The sequence below is a fragment of the Streptomyces sp. NPDC046859 genome, from assembly GCF_040645135.1.
Classification (GTDB): Bacteria; Actinomycetota; Actinomycetes; order Streptomycetales; family Streptomycetaceae; genus Streptomyces.
Window position 1 is genome coordinate 1 of record NZ_JBEYXR010000041.1, and the last position, 16879, is coordinate 16879.

A 16879-nucleotide genomic window follows, 5' to 3' on the forward strand; every position below is an offset into this window, starting at 1 on the left:
AAGCCGACATCCGCGCCTGGGTCAAGAACTGGAATGCAGACCCCAAGCCGTTCATCTGGACCAAGACCGCCGAGGAGATCCTCGAATCCCTCGCAAGATTCTGCCGACGGATCTCCGGCGCAGGACACTAGGCCGGCACCGGCATGTCCTGGCCGGCGGATGCCGTCACCTGCACGGCCGCTACGAGCGCAAGGCCGAGCATTTCCTGGCCTTCGTCGCCCTTGCCGCAGCCCTGATCAGCTACCGGAGACTCACTGCCTGGACCACTCTGTCAGGCGCTCGGGCCGGTGCGTTCGAAGAGGCAGAACGGGTGGCCCACTGGGTCGTACAGGACGCGTACGTCAGCCTGGGGCTGGAGGTCCGCCACGGTCGCCCCCAGAGCACAAGCATGCTCGACGGCTGATGACAGATCGTTCACCTCGATGTCCAGGTGCATCATCATCTGCTGCTCTGACCGTGTGGAGGGCCACCGCGGAGGCGTGAAGAGCGGCTCCGCCTGGAACGACAGTCCGGCACTGCCGTCGGGCGCTGCGATCTCGACCCAACCCGGTTCTTCCTTCCGCACCGGCCACCCGAGCAGGCCCTGATAGAACTGCGCCAGCTCATGGGGGTTCGGTGCATCAAGAGTGGTCGAGGCCAACATGAAACGCGGTCGGGGCTTCATGCAGCTCTGCTGCCCGGATCCGCTGCTGACAAGCCAGCCGTCCACCAACCGACCGCCGGTTTCTCGCGGTACCCGGGACGCCTGTCATCATCGGCTACGACCAGGTCGCCGTCGAACCGGGCCTGCACGCGCCGGTCGCTGAGGTCTTCCAGGACAAGAATCTGCTGAAGTACGAGGACGGTTGGCGCCCTCTTGGTCTGCGAGGAAGCGCCAGGTGTGCCCCTTGCGGCCGGTTGCTGCACGGCATGCCCGTGTTGGTCGCCGCCAACGGCTCCCATGGAGGGGTACTGAGCGTGAGGGTGATGCCCGGTCCAGTTCTTCCAGGTGCTCACGCATCTGCGCCATCAGGGCGGCGACGTGGGCCCGCTCGAAAGCGATGGTGCCCCCTTCGGGCTCTTGCCGTCGTCCACCGCGACCAGGGCGTTCGCGGCGATGATCCCGTCGAAGTCGCGGCTCAGCGCGGCCGCCCGAGCCAGGGTGGGGAACAACACCGTAGGTGCCGATTTGGGGCGGCCGCGTGTCCGACAGTGCCTCAGCTGCGGCGGCTCGCCGACTGCTCCAGCCGCTCGACCAGCTCGGCAGCCATGGCCTTGATGGTTTCCAGCCCCTGGCGCCCCCACGGCTGCGGGTCCTGGTCGACCACGCAGATCGTGCCCAGCACCACGCCGGTGCTGTCTATCAGCGGTGCGCCCAGGTAGGAGTGGACGCCGATCGCGTCGACCACCGGGTTACCGGCGAACCGCGGGAAGTCGCGGATGTCCTCCAGTACCAGTGCCCGGCGGCGCTTGACCACGTGGGGGCAGATGCCCATGTCGATGTCGCGGGGCATGACGCGGCCGGGCACGGGTTCCTCCAGCAACGGCGGCCCCACGTGAGCCGTGGTGTCCTGCGCGGCGCTGTACAGCCCCGCGAAGTACTGGCGGTCCGCGTCGAGGAAGAAGTTGACCCCGGCGTAGCAGCCGCCGGTACGGTGTGCCAGCTCCCGGGCGAAGGCGTCGAGTTCGGCATCCGGACGAGCATCGATGCCCAGCTCGCGCAGCCGCTCGGATCGGGCACGCACCTGCGGATCCTCCGGGGGGAGGAGCAGATGGCGCAGGGCGATCCCGGCCTCAGGCCCGGACGGTGAGTTGGTCGGTGTCGCTGCCATGGGAACTCCTTGTCGTCATCAGATGCTGAACCAGATCGAGCAGCACGCGTATGCCCGAGTTCTGGACGCGGGCGTCGCACAGCACCACCGGCACCTCCGGCCTGAGGTCGAGCGCGGTGCGCACCTCCTGCGCGCGGTAGCGGTGAGCTCCGTCGAACTCGTTGACGGCGACGACGAAGGGGATGCCACGCCGCTCGAAGAAGTCCACCGCCGCGAAGGAGTGCTCCAGCCTGCGGGTGTCGGCGAGGACCACCGCTCCGAGCGCTCCCTCGGAGAGTTCGTCCCACATGAACCAAAAGCGCTCCTGCCCGGGCGTGCCGAACAGGTACAGGACGTGGGACGGACTGAGCGTGATCCGGCCGAAGTCCAAGGCCACCGTGGTGGTGGCCTTGTTCTCCACTCCGTCCAGCCGGTCCGTGGCCGCGCTGACGGCGGTCAGCATCTCCTCGGTGCTCAGCGGCTCGATCTCGCTGAGCGCGTTGACGAAGGTGGTTTTTCCCACGCCGAAGCCGCCGGCGATCAGCACCTTGACACCCACCGGCAGGATGTCGGCGGGCAGCGGGTCACAGTCGTTTGAGGAGGCCATCGCGTATCGCTTCCAGGAGGTCTGGATCAGGTGGTGCGCAGGGGCTCGTGGGCGCCGGGCGCGTGTCACCTGCGACCACCGCGCCTCCCTCGGCCAGATCGGACAGCAGTACCTTGACCACGGCGGCGGGCACCTGCATCCGGGCCGCGACCTCGGCGACGCTCACCGGCTGTTCGCACAGCGCCAGGACCTGCGCATGCTCCAGGCCGTAGGCGCCCTGTGTCTGGGCGCCGGTGGCCCGCACCGTGGTCACCAGTGTGAAGTGGGACGTGGCCCTGGTCCGGCCGTCGCTCAAGGTGTAGGGACGGACGAGCCGTCCGGCCGCTTCGTCGAGCTGCGGTCCGTCTGGGAGGACCGGCGTCATCGGTCACCCCACCGGGTGCCGGGGCGGTGTGGCCAGGTGCGGACGCACGCTCTTCACCATCATCCCCATCTCGTAGCCCAGTACGGCCGCGTCCGCATCGCGTCCGGCCAGCACCGCCAGCACCGCGCCGTGCCCGGCGGACGAGACGAACAGCAGCGAGGAGCTGAGCTCCGTCACGACCTGTCGCACGTCACCGCCGTCGTCGAAGTGCCGGCCCGCGCTGCGCGCCAGCGAGTACAGTCCACTGGCGAGCGCGGCCAACTGGTCCGCGGCGTCCTGGTCGAGCCCCTCCGCTGCCTTCACGAGCCCATCCGAGGACAGCAACAACGCACTTCGGGTGTGCGGCACCCGGTTCACCAGCCCCGTCAACAGCCAGGAAAGGTCTTCGCTCGCCACGATCTGTGTACTCCTGTTCGGCAGAAGGAAAGTTGTGCTGCACGGACCTCGAGGGCTTCGGGGCGGCCTCGGTCATCAGGGCGTCTGCGCTTCCTCGGCCCTGCGTAGTCCAGTCTGGAATGCGGCCATCAGGCCGGGGTCGTGCGCGATGTCCTCGGCAGCAGCGGCGCTGCGGACCGGCTGCGGCGCTTCGCCGGCATGGTCCTGACGGCGGCGCTGAGGCAGCTCCGGGCGGTCGTCCTCGCCGTCGGAGCAGGCCGGGGCGGGCTCGGGTCCGGTATCGGACCTGCTCGGCTGCGCACCGACGCTCGCCTCTGCCGCCCGGGGGTCCACCGCCTCGGCCTCCCCCAGGTCGTGCGGCTCCGCGTCGGGGGCAGGGGCGGTGTGGTGCGCCGGAGCGGGAGCTGCCGGCTGCGGACCGAGCAGTGCCTGGGGCAGCACCATGACGGCCTGGGTGCCGCCGTAGACGTTGCTCTGCAACTGCACGGCGATGTCGTGCCGCTGAGCCAGGACGGAGACCACGTACAGGCCGATGCGGCCGTCTTGCAGCAGTTCGCCGAGCGCGACCTTGTCGGGTGCATTCAAAACGGTGTTCATCTGTCCGCGCTCGGCCGGGGACATGCCCAGGCCCCGGTCCTCGACCTCGATCGCCACCCCCGCGGCGACGGGCTCCACCCGCACGTGCACGGTGGTGTGGGGCGGGGAGAAGACCGTCGCGTTCTCCAGCAGCTCGGCCAGCAGATGGACGACGTCGACCACGGCGTGGCCGCTGACCGATCCTTCGACGGGCGGGACCAGTTTGACCCGGGCGTACTGGTCGATCTCGGCGACGGCGGAGCGCAGCACGTCGGTCAGGCCGACGGGGCGGGTCCACTGGCGGTGGGTGTTCGCGCCGCCGAGCACGGCCAGGTTCTCGGCGTAGCGGCGGATCCGGGTGGACAGGTGGTCCACCCGGAACAGTCCCTTGAGCAGGTCGGGGTCCTCGACCTCGTTCTCCAGGGTGTCCAGCAGGCCGATCTCGCGGTGCACCAGGGACTCCAGACGGCGCGCCAGGTTGGCGAACACCTCGAACTGCTCCAGCCGGGAGTGGTGTTCCGCACCGATCGCGGAGGCGGCGGTCTCCAGCAGGGCTGCCTCCGCGTCGTGCCGGGCCACAGCGATCTCGAATCCAAGGCGGGAGAGTTCGTCCGGGCCGGTCTGCGGGGGGAGTTCCGGCCGGCGCCGCACAGGCCGCTCTCCCGCCCGCAACCGACGGCACAGTGACTCCAGTTCGGCCCTGCCCTCGGCTGTGGCACGGGTCAACTCGGCAAGCTCGGCACGGTTTCGGTCGGCTGCGCGGGACAGCTCCGCCCAGTGCTCGGTGACTGCTCGTGCCTGCGCCGAAGCCCGCATGCCCGCGATCGCGGTCGCCATGGTGCCGATGAGTACCGCGCCGCCGAACGCCGCGCCCTGGTACGCCCGGTCCAGGTGGCCATCGCAGGCCAGCGCGGTGGCCACCGCACCGGTCACGGCGACCACGCCCGGCGGCAGCACGGACGACAGCACCAGACGCCGTCTCAGGGACCCGGCCGGCGTCTCGGCCGCAACACGGGGTGTCACGGGCGACGCCGTCCGGTCGTCGGGTGGCATGGAGGGATCAGGCATAACAGTCCCTGGGCAGTACGATGATCAGGCCGAGCGCGCACGTTATCGCGGACCGGGACCCTGGTGTCAGCCCCTGGTGCGTACGGAAATAGAACCGTTGTACTTTGAACGCTTTCCCCAAGCGTCGGTCCCGGACCTGCGAGCGGGGTAGGGCCACCGGCGCGGGGGACAGCATCGTGGCCGCGGCCGTCACCTGCGGGCTGGTGCGCGATCACCGCGCCTCCATGGCGGATTCCGTCGGGCAGCGAGCCGAGCGGGGTCAGCCGTTGTGGTCCCGCACTCGGCCGGCGCCCGAGGCGTCGATGCGGTCCACGCCCGTGGTCCGGTCCCAGACCACCCAGCCGTCCGCCTCGATGACACCACCCGGTGCCAAGGGATGTCGCCGCCGGGCACGAAGGACGTCAGGGGGATGCGTTGGACGGCACCCCCGCGCTGGCTGATCCCCAGCACGAACCGGGCCGGGTCGAACCGTGGGTCCCAGCGGATGCGGTGGTAGATCTCGTCGCTGGTTCGCATCACGCCTCCTCTCCGACCGTCACACCTATTCCTCCAGGATGCCGCCCCCTGCCATCGGCAGCCCTTCCTCACTCACCGCGACCTGTGAGGTGCGGTGCGTGAGGGAGTCGGCGTGGGCAATGGGTGCTGCGGAACGGGGCTCCCGAGGCTGCCGTCGTACTCATGCACGATATGGCGATGCACTACGGCGCAGGCCATTAGTAGGACTCCGTTAGGTCTGTCCCGAGGTCCTGTTTGGGGGCATGTTGGGTGTGTGGATGCACATGAAGTGAACCGTACTCGGACGACGTTGGCGTTATTCGTCGCTGATGTGTTCGCGTCGGTGCCGCGCAGGGACCAGCGGGCCAGGGCGACTGCTATCTGCGGGAGCTGATGCTGGAGGTCCTGCACACTGTCGATCTCGACTATCCTGCGGCACTCGCGACGGCAGACCTGTTCCACGATGGCGTCCTGGTTGGCATCGGCGCGGCGATCCGCGCAGCGCGACACCTGCCCGAGTGGGGAACGGGCGCGCTGATCGCAAGGGTGGAGCCGAAGGTCTATGCCGGGCACGGCGTTCGTGTACTCGATCTCAACCGGTGACGCCCTTCCGCCTCGGCCAGCACCCCACGTCCCCGGTGCATCCCCACCGATAACCTGTCCCGTCTCCCGGTAGGCACCATGGTGAATGCCTGCTTGTGGTAGGCGCCCGGGCAAGCCCAATCAGGTTCCTGCGTGTCCCACTGCGGTCCGCCGATGAGGCAGGCAAGCAACTGCGCAGATCGGGACGACATGTCTGCCACCCCTGTGGTCGCTGGCGTCCATCGCCCTCGCGCCTGACAGCCCCAACTGCTGCCCTCGGGGCCACGACGGCGTAGTCCGTGTCTATCAAGCTTAGATACGGCAGCAGCGTGTCCCGCCTCAGCAGACCACCCGCTGCGGAGGTGGTGCAGGCATTCGCGCACCTACCGCTGCTTGGCCAGAAAGCGCTTCGCGATGGTGCGGGCACCGGAGGGGTTCATGCGCATGCGGGCGAACTCGATGCCGTCTCGCGCAGAACGGTCAGGGCCGGCGGGGTCCGGTGCCGTCTGCGGTACCAGGCGGAGGAGAGCGGCTGCGGGCCGAAGCCAGGGAGCAGGACAGGCGCATCCGGGAGCGGCACGCCCGACCCGCAGCGTCGGATGGCGACGGGCCAGGGCCGGTGGCAGCCTGGATTACAACACCTTTCGTTTTCACAGGAGGTGGAGTGCCCGTGCGAAGCCACATATCGCGCACCGGAAGACTGCTGAGCACCGCCGCGGTCGCCGCCCTGTCGGCCACGCTCCTCCCCGCCGTCACGGCCTCGCCCGCGGCGGCCGTCACCTGCGACCAGGCCGTCGCCAACCGGGCCCCGACGGCCGGGACGGTCACCGAGGCCAGGAATGTCGTGATGTGCCTGATCAACGCGCAGCGCACACAGCGCGGACTGCGTCCCCTCACCATCAACCAGGCCCTGACGAACGCGGCCCAGCAGCATGCCGTCGCGTCCGTCCAACTGAAGTGGTGGGGAATGGGCCGGGACCCGCACCGCAACCCCCAAACAGGCTCGACAGCGCAGAGCCGCATCCAGGCGGCCGGATACTGTCCCAACCCACGCTCGTGGGAGTTCAGCGAGATCACCTACACCGGGTGGGGTGGATCGGGAACTCCGCAGGCCGCCGTCAACTGGTGGATGAACAGCCCCGGTCACCGCGCTGTCATCCTCAAACCGTCGCTGAGCGAGATGGGCCCGTGGGCGCAGCCCGGCTCGGCGGACCGGGCCGGGGCCTCGTCGTCCAGCGCCGGCACCTACGTCGTGACGTTCGGACGCTGTCAGCGGTGAATCCCCGATCGGCTATCGGCGACGGGGCGTTCGTCCGCTTCCGAGCGTCGTCCGCCACGCCCGCACCGACACCGAACCGCAAACAGCCCGGACGGGGGCCGTTGAGGCTGTTCGAGCGCCGCCTCTGGATGGGAGAGCTCGCAGTCTTCGGGTGCGTACGAGGGTCTCGAGGGTTCGTCTGTGACGGCAGCGCTGGAGACTCGCCAGCATCCAGGACGGACCCTAAATGGTTAGTTCGAGGAGCCGCTTGTAGCAGCAGACGGCGGATGCCAGCCCTCGACGCCGCCCTTTTCGTGGGCGCCGCGGATGCCGGGCACGGGCTCGCAGTAGAGGCCTCGATGCCGTAGCGGGAACGGAAGGCGGTACAGCGTTCGGCTTCGATCCAGCGGCGTGAGAGGCCCAGCACCTGGGCGGTCCGTGGCTCATCTTCTTCCGCGGTCCCGGCAAAACCGATGCGAGAGCCTTCCGCATTGCTGTGATCCGGCCTCATGAATGGCGGACGAGTTCGAGCATCAGCACGGCTTCCCGCCGGCACCAACGAGGTCCGGCCAGCCAGCCGCGACGATCAGACCGCGGCTCGCGCGCCTGCCCCTCAAGCGGGCCTCATCTCGGCTGACCTGGTCAGTTTCCAGGACAGCATCGGCGACGTCACCTGGGCGGACGTCGGCAACGGCTACTTCCTCGCCCCTGTTACTGACCTTCAACGCATGATGTCGTCATGCTGGTTGGCGCTGGAGGCCGGTGCCGGTGGGGCAGCCGTCGAGGACGTCGGGGCGGTACTGAAGCTGGCGGAGGCCGCGCCGGACGGCGGTGATCACGTCGTCGGGGTTCGCGAAGGCACGGTTGGCTGTAGTGGTGCGTCGCAGGACGGACCAGATGCCTTCGACGGGGTTGAGGTCCGGTGAATAGGACGGCAGTTGAAAGACGGTGAGCCAGTCGCGGTCGGCGATGTAGCGGCGCCTTCCGGCCGTCAGGTGGGTGTTGAGATTGTCCCGAACCAGCACGATCGGGCCGCCGAGCTGCTGGTGGGCGATCTGGATGAGGTCGCGGTAGTCCTTCCAGGAGAAGGGCTTGCGCCCGTCGGGCCGGGCATCGGGACAGGGCCGGTAGATCAGCCGGGAGGGGTTCGCCGGCCCGGTAAGCAGGCCAGGGCGGCGACCGATAAGCGGCGACGGGAGCGGCCCCGCACGCGGATCACCGGGGTGTGGCCACGGCGGGACCAGGTGCGGGTGGTCGGCGGCGTCATCGAGAATCCGGCCTCCTCCTCGAAGACGAGCCGGGCGTCGAGCGCCGCCACGGTCCTTCCACGCTCGGCCAGGTTTCCTTCACCCAGCCGGCCACCGCGGTCTCGTCCCGCTCGATCGCCCGCCGGGCGGGGACCTATCAGCTCCAGCCGCGCCTCTTGAGCTGGGCGGCCACCCCTTTGCACGGTGTAGCTCTTGTGAAAGCAGCGCCCGATCAGTGTCTTGATCCGCGACAGGGTCCAGGTCTGGCCCGGTCAGCCGTGTGCCACCGGCCCCTTGGCCAGCTTCCCCTCCAGCACGGCGAACCACTCGTCACCGAGCAGCGGCAGCGATGCCGGGCCCTTGGACGCCAGACTCCGGGGCCGTTCTGTGACCAGGCCCTGTGCCACCGCTGCACCGGCCGGACGCTGACCCGCAGGTCGTGAGCGATGACTCGGTTCTCGTCGCCCTGCCGGAACCGCTCGGCTGCATCCATCCTCAACTTCTCTGCGGAAGGCCTGCCGTCGTCGGTCGGTCCGCCCTCTTGCGCATGCCTCATGCCATCGACAAACCGCAGGGATCATGAACCGTCAGCCCGCCGACACCACACATTGAAGGTCAGTAGTCGCGAAAGGCATGAATTCGGCAGCGAGTCGGGCGTGGTCGCCGGGTGTGTCTAGGCCGCGCAGTTGTGGCACGTGGTGGCGGGCCAGGAGGTAGTCGGCGGAGTTGCCGCACGTGATGCCGAGGGTGGTCAGCGGTCGGGTGGCTTCCCGGCTGTGTTTGCGCAGGCCGGCGGCGATGTTGTCGCAGCCGGTCAGGCGGAGGGCGCCGATGGCCAGGTTGCGCAGTGCCGCCACGGTCCGGGCGCGGTCCCGGTCCGCACGCGGGAGGCGTCCTCGGCGAAGGTGGTGTCGCGCACGTGGTGGATCTTGTTCTCGATGCCCCAGTGTTCGCGTACACGGTGCGCGATCTCGGGAGCCTCGGACTGTTCCGCCGTCAGGTCGGTGACTGCGTAGACACGTTCCAGGGTCACCTTCCCGGTGGTGACCGTCCGGCGGCGGCGCACGATCTGCACGGCCTGGGCGGCGTGGGGGAAGTCGAAGCTGCGGGTCTACCGGCTGCGGTCGGGTGTCACGATCGACCCCTTCACCACCAACGACGTCTCCCTGGCGCACTTCCAGACGACGGCCGGCCCTGGAGGAGCGGAGGAAGGGCCATCGGCGGTCCTGACGACGGCTATGGAGCACTTCGCCGCCGCTGAGGAGGCCGCCGTCGAACCCCAGGCCCCTGAGGCGGCCCCTGCCCGGATGGCTCATCCGGCACCCCGCCCGGTTCCTGCCAGCACCCGCTCTCCCATGACCGCTCACAAGATCGCCCGGCGGCATCTCGCGGACATGCTCACCCACCTCCAGCAGCATGCGTACCCCCTCATATGGCGCGGCGAGTACCTCGTGCCGACTGGGGAGACGACGACCACCGCTTTGTGGTGGATCGACCTGCCAGGGCAGGTTGAGCAGTGGTACGACACAAGCGAAGTGGAGCGTCTGGTCAGCGCCATCTGTCTGGCAGTAGGGATCATCTGGGAACCGGTCGCGGCGCCCGGCGGCGCCACCCAGCTCGCCGAAGTCCTCGTCCGTTTGGAACAGCGGCGGCAGGGCTGAGGAACCGGCTCGACGGCCCCCTTCCTGTCCGCACGGCGGCTCCGTACGCCATGATGGAAGTGGCCCGAGAGCCGCTTCATCCTTCGAACATCCCGGGGCCACGAGTAGAAGGACACCCTGATGGACCTCGATATCACCGCTGACCAGCACGATCTGCTGACCCTGTGCGCGCTGCGCACCGACGATGCCACCCTCGACTGGAACCTGCTCGCCCGCGGCGCCCACAGCCCCGAGGGCCTGGCCGCGCTCATGGACGGACAGCTGCACGAGGACTCGGGCGCCGCGACCAAGAACCGCCCCCTGCTGCAGCAGGCCCTGTCCGCCGGCCTGGACGATGCCCGGGCCCGCGTCGACGACGAGCTCGCCGCCGCCGGCAAGGCCGGCGCGCGTCTGGTCACCGTCCTGGACAAGGACTACCCGGCGAACCTGCGCGTGATCGGTAACCTGCCGCCGTTCCTCTTCTACCGAGGCGAGCTCGATCAGCGCGACGCCCGCTCCATCGCCATCGTCGGCACCCGCCAGGCAACCGAGGACGGGCTGCGCCGGGCGGCACGGATGGCCCGCGAGCTCGTCGAGCACGACGTCGTGATCGCCAGCGGTCTCGCCAAGGGCATCGACGCAGCTGCCCATCAGGCAACGCTCACTGCGGGCGGCCGGACCTTCGCCGTCATGGGCACCGGCATCGCCGCCCCGATCTACCCGGCGGAGAACCGTCCGCTCGCGAAGGCGATCCTCAGCGCTGGGGGAGCGCTGCTGAGCCAGTTCTGGCCCACGAGCCCGCCGGCGAAGTACACCTTCCCTCGCCGCAACGTCGTCACGTCCGGCACCACGCTGGGCAGCGTCGTCATCGAGGCCTCAAGCACGTCAGGCGCGAAGATGCAGGCCCGCCTGGCCGCCGAGCACGGCAAGCTCGTCTTCCTGATCCGCTCCCTCGCCGACACCCAGCCCTGGGCCAAGAAGATGCTGCACGAGAGCCGGGCGATCCTGGTCACCGCCTCCAGCGACATCACCGACCGCCTCGGCCAGGCAGCGGACATCCAGGCCGCTGGCCAGCAGCGCCAGCAGCTCGCCCTGGTCGGCCTGTGACGGCAGGTCTCCCCAACGCGGCAGGCTTTCCCAACTGCCCGGTATGCGCGTACCGCATCACCGGCACCGCCCGCCTGTGCTCCGACTGCGCCGGCCGCACCGTCCAGCCTGTCGCCGAACCCCACTGCCCCGTCTGCTCCCAGGCCGTCGCGCCCGGCAGACAGTGCAGCAACCGGGTATGCGCGCTCCCGGAAGCCGAGCGGGGGTTCTCCCGCGTCGACGCGGTGGCCATGTACTCCGGAGCCCTACGCGACAAGATCCACACGCTGAAGTACGAAGGCCGGGCGGGCTGGGCGATGATCTTCGGCCGGCTCCTCGTCGGCTGGATGGAAAGCCACCCCGAAGCGATGAACGGCGTCGACTACGTCGTCGGTAACCCCACCCACGTCGACCGCCAGCCCGTCCAGCACATCGAGGCGATCATGGACGCCGCCTACACAGAGGACGTGACCCGGGCCTTCCCGCTCAGCCCGCCAGGCGCGCATCGGCTGGTGAAGCACACGGAGACGGCCCGGTCCGCGAACCGCACTCTGGAGGAGAAGCGTGCGGCCGCGACCGCGCATGCAGCCGCCCTGACCTGGACCGGGGACATCAGCGACATCTGGGGGGCCACCATTCTGCTCGTCGATGACGTGTTCACCAGCGGATCGCAGCTCCAGCATGTCGCGCTCCGGCTCCGGGCGGCCGGAGTCGCCGACGTCCGGGGGCTCGTTCTCGCCCGAGTCCCCTGGAGCGGATGACGCCGCCCCGGACACTGATGAGGATCTGTGAAATCGGTCTGTCCGCAGTTCCCTGAATGATCTTGGCGGTGCGGCTTCTGGGCGTGTGCAGGGTGATGGCCCGCCTGGGAGGCCTCAGCTCGCCTCGGGCGGCCAATCACTGTGCCCGGTGGCGAAAAATACGGGTACGCCTGACAAGTGGAAGTCCGGTCAGCGTCGCGGCAAAAGGCCGGATCACCGTATGCGTGCTGGACTGAGCGGGTTAAGGCGACGAGGTAGGCGGGCCGCTCGGCAGCCGCCTGGGTGGCCCAGGTTTGCGCTGTATGCAGCCGCTCAGGATGGGGTCCGGGAGCGTCCACGTCACAGTGGATGCCCGGTGGTGCGCGTGTGGCCGGGCGACATGCCCGAAGCGCCGGAGTGCTTTGCCGCTGCACTGCCGAACACTGTTCCCGTCAGGGATAGGCCGTGCAGGATCGCTGTCAGCCTGCATCGTCCGTTCCTACGAGGAGGCACGCAGCAACCGTCGACCTCGCCTCGCTGCTCGGCCTGAGCCGTCCCATGGTATTCGCTTCTGCAAACGACTTTCCCTGCCGGTCGCAGTGGGTAAGCGTTGCACGCTAGCGTCTGCGAGGGCGCAGGCGTAGGAGGCGAAATGGCCGCCGATTCACGTCCCACATGTCCGGTTCGCTGCGTTTTTAGAGGGATCGCGGGTACACAGCCCGTCTAGGACAGCGGGACCACCAAGGGAGATGGCATCGATGCTTTTCCTAGGACTACTTCTTCTCGCGGCCACAGCCGCCTTCACCGGCCTGTTGATCGCCGACAACCTGTCGGGGGGCCCTGAGTACACCGTGTCGGTGCTGGGTCATGAGATCGCCACTATGAACACGCTGGCCATCTTCTGCTCCGGCCTCGCGCTGGCTCTTCTCTTCTGTCTGGCCCTGGCCACAGTCAGGGCTGCGGCACACCACACCCACAGGGGCGCCAGGCCTCACCGCACGGAGGATCTGCATGCCGCTGGCGGGACGAGGAGACGGGCCGGCGAGCCCTGAAGCGGTATTAAAGGGTGTTGCAGGAGGCCTGGTGGCGGCGTCTATGGGTGATCGCTGACCTGCTGTTTCACCTTGCCATGGCGAGGTTGTGCATGGTGGCCACCGCTTGGACGGCGTGGTGGAGGCCGTCGCCCCTCTGGCGGCAGTCGCGCAGGATCTTCCAGTTCTTCATCCGGGCGAAGGTGTGCTCGACGCGGGCACGGACGCGCCGGTGTTCGGCGTTGTCTTCCTCCTGACCGCGCAGGAGGGGCCGTCCGGCTCGTCTGCGGTGCGGGACGATCAGGCCGGTGCCCAGGTAGGCGCCGTCCGCGATCACCGTCGTACCGGCGGTCAGGGTCGGCAGGTCCGACTCGCGCCAGACGTGTGCGTCTGCCTTGTTGCCGGGTGCCGGCCGGGCGGATGCCACCACCAGGCGGGTGTCCGCATCGATGATGACCTGCACGTTCGCCGAGAATCGGTAGTTGCGTGAGGAGGCCGCGACCTTGCGGTCGCGGACCGGGATCAGGGTGCCGTCCACGATCCATAACCGGTCGGCGCCCGGGACCGGGCTGGGCGCCGGCGCCAGCGCAAGCAGCGGACCCAGGCGCTGGATGACCCGGCAGACGGTGGCAGGTGAGCAGCCGAAGAGCGGAGCGAGCTGCCGCATGGTCAGGTTCGTGCGGTAGTACACGGCCACCAGCAGCACCCGCTCGGCCAGCGGAAGACACCACGGCCGACCACCACCGGGGCCGTTTCCACCCCGCTCGCGCACCACGCGCAGCAGCTTCTCGAACCGCCCCATGCGCAGCCCGGTGAACGTCTCCACCCACACCGGCTCGGCCCTCAACACCCCACCCATACAGCCAAAATGCCCGCCACCAGGCCTTCTGCACCACCCTTTAGCCGACCATGATCAATCCAATTGCATTGGATGCGAATAGGCGACACCTGTCCTGGAGGCGACCCCAGAGCCGCAAAGAAGCGGCCCCGGAAGCCGGGATCGACCGGGCCGTCGGGGAGAAAGCCGCGTAGGGCCCACCTGCTAGAGGAACCGCCACTGCTGGATGGTCAGGTGGCGCACGTGCAGCTCGGTCGTGGCGCCCCAGGCTAATACGTCCCGTCCATTGCCACGGCGAAAGTTGTCGGCGCCCTCGCGACAGGGGACGTTCGGCGGCTGAGAGACGGTCGTCCGGCGCTGGCGTCGCTGTGGCCGTACTTGGGGGAGGAGGAGCGGTCCGGAAAGGCGGCTACGTCCGGCCAGCAGTGCGACCAGGCCTTGCTGTGGCTCTCGGAGATCAAAGACCGCGGATCATGTCTGCGCCCTTCTCCGCGATCATGATCGTCGGGGCGTTGGTGTTGCCCCGCACCACGGTGGGCATCACCGAGGCGTCCACCACTCGCAGGCCGCCCACGCCGTGCACCCTGAGCCGGGAATCCACGACGGGGCCGATGGAGCAACTGCTCGCCGGGTGGTAAAGAGTCTGCAACTCGCGCCGGGCGAAATCGAGCAGGCCAGCGTCGTCCGTGGAGCGCGGTACGCGGAAGTCGGCACGCCGGTGCTTGGCCAGGCTGGGCTGAGCGGCGATGTCGAGCAACATCCGCAGTGCCCGGATCATCGTGGCGCGATCCTCCTCGGTAGTCAGGTAGTTGTGCAGAACGCGCGGTTTGGCGCTGGGCAGGGCCGACCGCAGGGAGACCTTGCCCCGGCTCGTGGGGGCCAGGACGACCGCGCCGAACATGAACGCGTGGTCGGCCACGGGGCTGATGCCCTCCTCGTGGAACATCAGCGGGGTGGCGTGCACCTGGATGTCGGGGGCGTCCAGTCCCTCACGGGTGCGGTGAAACCCGCCGGCCTCGCCGACGTTCGAGGTGAGGGGACCGCGCCCCTCGGTCTCCAGCAGGCGGACGTTCTCCGGTGTCTCGGCGGTGAACAGCGACTCGGTATCGGTGAGATAGCACAGACCGACATGCGGATGGTCCTGCAGGTTTTCCCCCACGGGGAGGTCGACGCGGGGCCTGATGCCGCAGGAAGCGAGTTCGCTGCCCGGGCCGATGCCGGACAGCATGAGCAGCTGCGGCGAGTTGTAGGCGCCGGCCGACAGCACGACCTCCCGTTCAGCACGCAGGCACAGCAGTTCGCCGTCCCGCTCCACCTCGACACCGGTCGCACGGTCGCCGTCCAGGAGCACGCGGGTGCACGGGACACCGGTGAGCACCTCGAGATTGGGCCGGGACAGGGCCGGCCGCAGATAGGCGTCGGCCGTGCTGCAGCGCAGACCGTTGCGCTGGGTGAGGTGGTAATAGCCGACGCCGTCCTGCTCGGGGCCGTTGAAGTCGCTCGTGTAGTGGTGGCCCGCCTCCTGTGCTGCCGTGACGTAGGCCTCCGCCAACGGATGCCGGGAACGGCCCTCGCTGACCGTCAGAGCCCCCCCGGTGGAGTGCCAGGGCGACGGGGCGCCCCTGAAGTCTTCGGTGCGGAGGAAGTAGGGCAGGACATCCTGCCAGCTCCACCCGTCGGCGCCGCCGGCCGCCCAGGCGTCGTAGTCACGGCGATTGCCACGTATGTAGATCATCGCGTTCATGGACGAGCAGCCGCCGAGCATCCGGCCGCGGGGCAGATAGCGACGGCGGCCGTCCAGTCCCGGTTCGCACTCGGTGAGGTAACTCCAGTCGTACTTGGTCTGGAAGAGCTTGCTGAACGCTGCCGGAATGTGGATCTCGGGGGCGTCGTCCACGGGTCCCGCCTCGATGAGCAGAACGCGCGTGGTCTCGTCCTCGCTGAGCCGGCCCGCCAACACGCACCCCGCCGATCCGGCACCCACAATGATGTAGTCGTACACCTGTCCTCCCTCGCCCGACACGGCTACGCGACCCCTTTACCTAAGCCGCATCGGAGGACGGATCACACCGCGCTACCGGCCAATTGCCCGAGGAGGTCCACCTCCTGCCGAGAACCGACCGCGCACTACCCGCCACAGTGGCGCATGGTGGCGTGGAGGTCGCTTCGCATCAGGGGGTCACCGAGCTCGTGCAGGGAGCTGACGGCCTGCACCAAGGCGTGGGGGTTCTCCCAGTTCAACATGTGTCCGGCGTCCGGCACGGTAATCAGGCGCGCGCCCGGTATGCCGGCGGTCAGGCGTCGGGCGTGGCTGGGCGGTGTGCTGCGATCGGCCGAGCCGACCATGACGACGGTGGGGAGCGCGATCTCGGCCAGGCGTGGATAGCGGTCCTCGCGGGCGAACGCTCGCACGATCGGCACGAGGGAGGCCTGTGCCTGCTGCAGGAAGACCTCGATCATCGCGGGATGCGGGCCAGTCGCTGGAGGATGCCCATCTCCGGCAGCGGGACCTGCAGCCGGTTGTGCGGTGCTCCGTCGTAGATGCGGCCCGCCCGTATCGCGAACAGCACCAGGCCGCGCAGCCGCCGGGCGACGGCGGGATGGTCGAGCACGGCACGAAGCGCGAGGAACCCGCCCACGGAATGCCGGACGAGCACTGCGTCGCGTGCTTCGAAGTGCTCCAGGACCGCCAGGTAGTCCTGCGCCATAGGGTCGGAGCCGATACCGTCCCCCGGCGTCGACCCTCCGTGGCCGCGCTGGTCGAAGACGATGACACGGTGACCGCTGGCCACCAGGGCGGCCTGCACCAGATTCCACTCCAGGAGCGAGGCACCGTATCCGTGCGCCAGTACCACCGGTGAGCCTTCACCCGCGACAATGGTGCGCAGCACCGTCCCGTCGGGGCGGGGAGGAACGCTTCCTCGCCCTCGGGCTCGCGGCGGAGCCGTTGGCAGGGGGCGGGGTCGGGCTGGGGTTCGATCCAGCTGGCCGCTGCCCGCGCAGCGGTGGCAGCGACGGCCGCCGCAGCGGCAGCCCAGAGCAGCCGCACCTTCATCGAGATCCTCCGAATCCGCCCCTGTGTGGTGTCAGGCCGGGTCGAAGCGAGCCGACGGCGCCCACTATGCATCTCAACGGACTGCGGTGCGCCGGGGATTGGGCGG

The 16879-nt window shown here is 69.0% G+C and carries 17 protein-coding genes and 6 pseudogenes; 7 read left to right on the forward strand and 16 right to left on the reverse strand.

Features of this window, described 5'->3' with window-relative positions:
- Positions 1 to 157 precede the first annotated feature (157 nt).
- Positions 158 to 256 (forward strand): annotated as a pseudogene (locus tag ABZ899_RS34565) (IS5/IS1182 family transposase); the annotation flags it as partial.
- Between the two features lie 15 nt (positions 257 to 271).
- Here ABZ899_RS34565 and ABZ899_RS34570 read toward each other — a convergent pair.
- The 8 genes and pseudogenes from ABZ899_RS34570 to ABZ899_RS34605 all read right to left on the reverse strand — a co-directional run.
- Positions 272 to 709 carry a VOC family protein gene (locus tag ABZ899_RS34570; protein WP_361354328.1) on the reverse strand — a complete coding sequence of 146 codons (438 nt, stop codon included), beginning with the start codon at positions 707 to 709 and terminating at the stop codon, positions 272 to 274.
- Between the two features lie 258 nt (positions 710 to 967).
- Positions 968 to 1155, reverse strand: a pseudogene (locus ABZ899_RS34575) (TraR/DksA family transcriptional regulator); the annotation flags it as partial.
- A 41-nt stretch (positions 1156 to 1196) separates the two neighbouring features.
- Complete coding sequence (locus tag ABZ899_RS34580; protein ID WP_361354331.1) at positions 1197 to 1811, reverse strand: GAF domain-containing protein; 615 nt, start codon at positions 1809 to 1811, stop codon at positions 1197 to 1199.
- Positions 1774 to 2397, reverse strand: a complete 624-nt coding sequence (locus tag ABZ899_RS34585; RefSeq protein ID WP_361354334.1) for an ATP/GTP-binding protein — start codon at positions 2395 to 2397, stop codon at positions 1774 to 1776. Before ABZ899_RS34585 ends, ABZ899_RS34580 begins: the two co-directional genes overlap by 38 nt.
- Complete coding sequence (locus ABZ899_RS34590; RefSeq protein ID WP_361354337.1) at positions 2375 to 2761, reverse strand: DUF742 domain-containing protein; 387 nt, start codon at positions 2759 to 2761, stop codon at positions 2375 to 2377. The genes ABZ899_RS34585 and ABZ899_RS34590 overlap by 23 nt, the downstream gene beginning before the upstream one ends.
- A gap of 3 nt (positions 2762 to 2764) precedes the next feature.
- Positions 2765 to 3157: a roadblock/LC7 domain-containing protein gene (locus ABZ899_RS34595; RefSeq protein ID WP_361354339.1), complete on the reverse strand. Its 393-nt coding sequence runs from the start codon at positions 3155 to 3157 to the stop codon at positions 2765 to 2767.
- A gap of 75 nt (positions 3158 to 3232) precedes the next feature.
- Positions 3233 to 4756, reverse strand: a complete 1524-nt coding sequence (locus ABZ899_RS34600; protein ID WP_361354342.1) for an ATP-binding protein — start codon at positions 4754 to 4756, stop codon at positions 3233 to 3235.
- 319 nt (positions 4757 to 5075) lie between these two features.
- Positions 5076 to 5317, reverse strand: a pseudogene (locus ABZ899_RS34605) (DUF504 domain-containing protein); the annotation flags it as partial.
- A 253-nt stretch (positions 5318 to 5570) separates the two neighbouring features.
- Between ABZ899_RS34605 and ABZ899_RS34610 the strand changes: the two are divergent.
- From ABZ899_RS34610 to ABZ899_RS34620, 3 genes and pseudogenes are all read left to right on the forward strand, one after another.
- Positions 5571 to 5695: pseudogene (locus tag ABZ899_RS34610) on the forward strand (IS701 family transposase); the annotation flags it as partial.
- Positions 5690 to 5899, forward strand: coding sequence for a hypothetical protein (locus ABZ899_RS34615; protein WP_361354453.1), 210 nt, complete (start codon positions 5690 to 5692; stop codon positions 5897 to 5899). The pseudogene ABZ899_RS34610 and the gene ABZ899_RS34615, both read left to right, overlap by 6 nt.
- Before the next feature lie 649 nt (positions 5900 to 6548).
- Positions 6549 to 7157: a CAP domain-containing protein gene (locus ABZ899_RS34620; protein WP_361354344.1), complete on the forward strand. Its 609-nt coding sequence runs from the start codon at positions 6549 to 6551 to the stop codon at positions 7155 to 7157.
- A gap of 716 nt (positions 7158 to 7873) precedes the next feature.
- Here ABZ899_RS34620 and ABZ899_RS34625 read toward each other — a convergent pair.
- From ABZ899_RS34625 to ABZ899_RS34640, 4 genes and pseudogenes are all read right to left on the reverse strand, one after another.
- Positions 7874 to 8403 (reverse strand): annotated as a pseudogene (locus ABZ899_RS34625) (transposase).
- Positions 8400 to 8876, reverse strand: a pseudogene (locus ABZ899_RS34630) (winged helix-turn-helix domain-containing protein). Before ABZ899_RS34630 ends, ABZ899_RS34625 begins: the two co-directional pseudogenes overlap by 4 nt.
- Before the next feature lie 94 nt (positions 8877 to 8970).
- Positions 8971 to 9240: a hypothetical protein gene (locus ABZ899_RS34635; RefSeq protein WP_361354347.1), complete on the reverse strand. Its 270-nt coding sequence runs from the start codon at positions 9238 to 9240 to the stop codon at positions 8971 to 8973.
- Positions 9198 to 9416 carry a hypothetical protein gene (locus tag ABZ899_RS34640; protein WP_361354350.1) on the reverse strand — a complete coding sequence of 73 codons (219 nt, stop codon included), beginning with the start codon at positions 9414 to 9416 and terminating at the stop codon, positions 9198 to 9200. Before ABZ899_RS34640 ends, ABZ899_RS34635 begins: the two co-directional genes overlap by 43 nt.
- A 10-nt stretch (positions 9417 to 9426) precedes the next feature.
- Between ABZ899_RS34640 and ABZ899_RS34645 the strand changes: the two genes are divergently transcribed.
- The 3 genes from ABZ899_RS34645 (at position 9427) to ABZ899_RS34655 (ending at position 11870) form a co-directional block, all read left to right on the forward strand.
- A complete protein-coding gene (locus ABZ899_RS34645; RefSeq protein ID WP_361354352.1) occupies positions 9427 to 10044 on the forward strand; it encodes a hypothetical protein in 618 nt (205 codons plus the stop codon).
- A gap of 120 nt (positions 10045 to 10164) precedes the next feature.
- Entirely contained in the window at positions 10165 to 11130 is a 966-nt protein-coding gene (locus ABZ899_RS34650) for a DNA-processing protein DprA (RefSeq protein ID WP_361354354.1), read from the forward strand.
- On the forward strand, positions 11127 to 11870 hold the full coding sequence (locus tag ABZ899_RS34655; RefSeq protein WP_361354357.1) for a ComF family protein: 744 nt from the start codon (positions 11127 to 11129) through the stop codon (positions 11868 to 11870). Before ABZ899_RS34650 ends, ABZ899_RS34655 begins: the two co-directional genes overlap by 4 nt.
- 1098 nt (positions 11871 to 12968) lie before the next feature.
- Here the strand turns inward: ABZ899_RS34655 and ABZ899_RS34660 are convergent.
- From ABZ899_RS34660 to ABZ899_RS34675, 4 genes are all read right to left on the reverse strand, one after another.
- Complete coding sequence (locus ABZ899_RS34660; RefSeq protein ID WP_361354360.1) at positions 12969 to 13739, reverse strand: transposase; 771 nt, start codon at positions 13737 to 13739, stop codon at positions 12969 to 12971.
- A gap of 436 nt (positions 13740 to 14175) precedes the next feature.
- Entirely contained in the window at positions 14176 to 15720 is a 1545-nt protein-coding gene (locus ABZ899_RS34665; protein WP_361354363.1) for a GMC family oxidoreductase N-terminal domain-containing protein, read from the reverse strand.
- Between the two features lie 125 nt (positions 15721 to 15845).
- Positions 15846 to 16178 (reverse strand): alpha/beta fold hydrolase, encoded by a 333-nt coding sequence (locus tag ABZ899_RS34670; protein ID WP_361354366.1) that lies wholly within the window; start codon positions 16176 to 16178, stop codon positions 15846 to 15848.
- Positions 16175 to 16573, reverse strand: coding sequence for an alpha/beta fold hydrolase (locus tag ABZ899_RS34675; protein WP_361354369.1), 399 nt, complete (start codon positions 16571 to 16573; stop codon positions 16175 to 16177). The genes ABZ899_RS34670 and ABZ899_RS34675 overlap by 4 nt, the downstream gene beginning before the upstream one ends.
- Positions 16574 to 16879: the final 306 nt, after the last annotated feature.